This window comes from Streptomyces sp. NPDC005195, from assembly GCF_040608315.1.
In the GTDB taxonomy this organism is placed as follows: domain Bacteria; phylum Actinomycetota; class Actinomycetes; order Streptomycetales; family Streptomycetaceae; genus Streptomyces; species Streptomyces kaempferi.
Window position 1 is genome coordinate 1 of the sequence record NZ_JBEXHZ010000236.1, and the last position, 2,553, is coordinate 2,553.

2 protein-coding genes are annotated in these 2,553 nt (G+C 70.9%); one reads left to right on the forward strand and one right to left on the reverse strand.

Going from position 1 to position 2,553, the window contains the following annotated elements:
* Positions 1–159 precede the first annotated feature (159 nt).
* Complete coding sequence (locus tag ABZV34_RS38435; protein WP_356287619.1) at positions 160–1,581, reverse strand: GAF domain-containing SpoIIE family protein phosphatase; 1,422 nt, start codon at positions 1,579–1,581, stop codon at positions 160–162.
* Between the two features lie 74 nt (positions 1,582–1,655).
* Between ABZV34_RS38435 and ABZV34_RS38440 the strand changes: the two genes are divergently transcribed.
* Positions 1,656–2,477, forward strand: a complete 822-nt coding sequence (locus ABZV34_RS38440; protein WP_356287622.1) for an SAM-dependent methyltransferase — start codon at positions 1,656–1,658, stop codon at positions 2,475–2,477.
* The last annotated feature ends 76 nt before the right edge of the window (positions 2,478–2,553 follow it).

Below are 2,553 nucleotides of genomic sequence, written 5' to 3' on the forward strand. Positions count from 1 at the left end.
AGGCCCACGAGCCGGCGATCGCCACCACGCCTCCGAACCCGGGCGCGCCTGACACCCGCGCCCGCCGCCTCGCCCGTCCGAGCGAAGCACCCTGGCCCGACGGACCGGCCGGACCCGTGCCGCTCATGACGGTGCCGTGAGCGGCACGGGTCCGGCCGGTCATGACGGTGCCGTGAGCTTCGCGGGCGTCAGTTCGGCCAGAAGGAGCGTCCGGTCGTCCGCGCCGCCACCGGCCGGCGACGTCTTGAGCAACAGCCGCTGGCACAGTGACTCCAACGCGTCCGGACCCTCGGTGCCGGCGGGTTCCGCGCCGTCCGTGCCGAGGAGACCGGCGAGGCGCGCGATGCCCTGCTCTATGTCGGTGTCCCGGGACTCGACCAGACCATCGCTGTAGAGCAGCAGGAGTATCGGTTCGGGCACCCGGACCACGGTGGGTTCATAGCTGCCCATCCCCAGTCCGAGGGGCAGGCCCGCGCTGGTGAGCGTGATGGGCCTGGCGCGTCCGTCCGCGGTCCGTATCAGCGGCGGGGGATGACCGGCTCCGACGAAGGTGCAGAGCTGTTTCTGCGCGTCCCACTCGGCGTACACGCAGGTGGCGAAGGAGGCCCCCGGTGTGTCACAGGCCAGCGCGTCCAGTCGGCGCATCAGCTCGGCCGGCGTGATGTCCAGTCCCGCGAGCGTCCGTACGGCAGTACGCAGCTGGATCATGGCGACGGCCGACTCCGGCCCGTGCCCCATGGCGTCCCCGACGATCAGACTGACGCGGCCGTCGGAGCGCGGCAGTACGTCGAACCAGTCACCGCCGATGATGTTGTCCTGCCCGGCCGGGAGATAGCCATGGGCGATACGACACCCCTCGAACGTCTGTGAGGTCGCGGGCAGCAGGCTCTGCCGGATGGCCAGCGCCATGCGGCGTTCGCGTTCGTAGCGTCGCGCGTTGTCCAGAGCCACACAGGCCCGCGCGGCCAGCGATTCCACGGCCGCGGCGTCCCCGGCCACGAAGGGCGCCCGGTCCGGGCCGCGTGTGCACGCGATGAACCCGACCGCGATGCCCCGCAGATGCAGCGGGACGACGAGGAAGGACGCGGTCCGCAGCAGGGCGTCCATACGGACGTCGTCGCCCCCGGCGGTGCTGAGCCGTTCGGAGGTGTGGGCGTCGACGGAGTCGAGCAACTGCGTCGTACGGGTGGCGATGCAGCGCGTGTACGGGGTCTCACGGGGAAAGACGATCACCTCGCCCACGGGCAGCGTCCCCTCCCAGTCCTCGGGCGCGTCCGTCCCGATGCGCAGGGCCAGTCGCCGGGCCTCGATCTGGGCCGGGTCCGCGGAGTCGTACGCGTTCTCCTCCAGCAGCCACCGCTCCAGCAGGTAGACCGATGCCGCGTCACAGAACCCGGGAGCCAGCGCCTGGACGACATGACTGCCGGTCAGGTGCAGGTTGAGTTCCGAGCCGATGGCGTCGGCCGCACCCGAGAAGACCGGCCGAAGGCGCGCGAACGCGGCGGCCGCATCGTCCGCGTGGCTGTGTGCTTCGTTCCGCAGGGCGGTGCCTTCCACTGGAGGGGTCGCATCGCGTGGCATGGACACACCTCGCCGTGCCTGGGCGGCAACTATATGATGGGGCGTCAAGATCACTTCCAGGACGGGGAGTTGTGGTGTCAGGTAGCGAAGGTCTGCCTCAGGGTGTCGACCCGGACAAGGCGAGCGTTGCCCGGATGTACGACGCAATGCTGGGCGGCCGGCACAATTTCGCCATAGACCGGGAGGCGTTGGCGGCGTTCACGGCCATCGACCCGCAGGTGCGCACCCTGGCGCGGGCCAACCGCGCCTTTCTCGGGCGGGCGGTACGTTTCCTGGTCGACGCCGGAGTGCGGCAGTTCATCGACCTCGGATCGGGCATACCGACCCAGGGCAACGTCCACGAGGTGGCGCAAGCGGCTTGCCCGGGAGCCCGCGTGGTGTACGTGGACAGTGATCCGGTCGCGGTGGCACACAGTGCCTCGTTGCTCGCCGACAATCCGGACACGGACATCGTGGACGCCGACATCCGTCGCCCGGCCGATGTGCTGTCCTCGCCGCAGGTGCAGAAGCTGATCGACTTCGATCAGCCCGTCGCCGTGCTGATGATCACGATCCTGCACTTCATCGCGCCCGAGGAGAACCCCGCCGGCATCGTGGCCGCGTTCCGGGACGCCCTGCCCGAGGAGAGCTGGCTGGCGCTGACACACGCGACGAACGAGGACCGCCCCGACACCGCCGCCGCCGTGGGGAAGTTGTACCGATCCCGGGCCACCTCGCCGGTCACCGCCCGGTCCCAGGGCGAGATCCTCGGGCTCTTCGACGGCTTCGACCTCGTGGAGCCCGGCCTGGTCTACGTACCCCTGTGGCGCCCGGACGCGGACGACCACATCCCGGAGAACCCGTCGGAGTACTGGGTGTACTCGGGCGTCGGCCGCAAGCGTCCGGCCGGCGGCTGAGCCGGTCACCCGGCGGGCTTCCCGGAGACCACCCCGGGGCGCCACCGGCGTCGTCGGCCCGAGGGCCGGCGGTCGG

Excerpts from the sequence above, each read along its gene's own strand:
- ABZV34_RS38435 (WP_356287619.1), bottom strand. The coding sequence starts at position 1,581 with ATGCCACGCGATGCGACCCCTCCAGTGGAAGGCACCGCCCTGCGGAAC.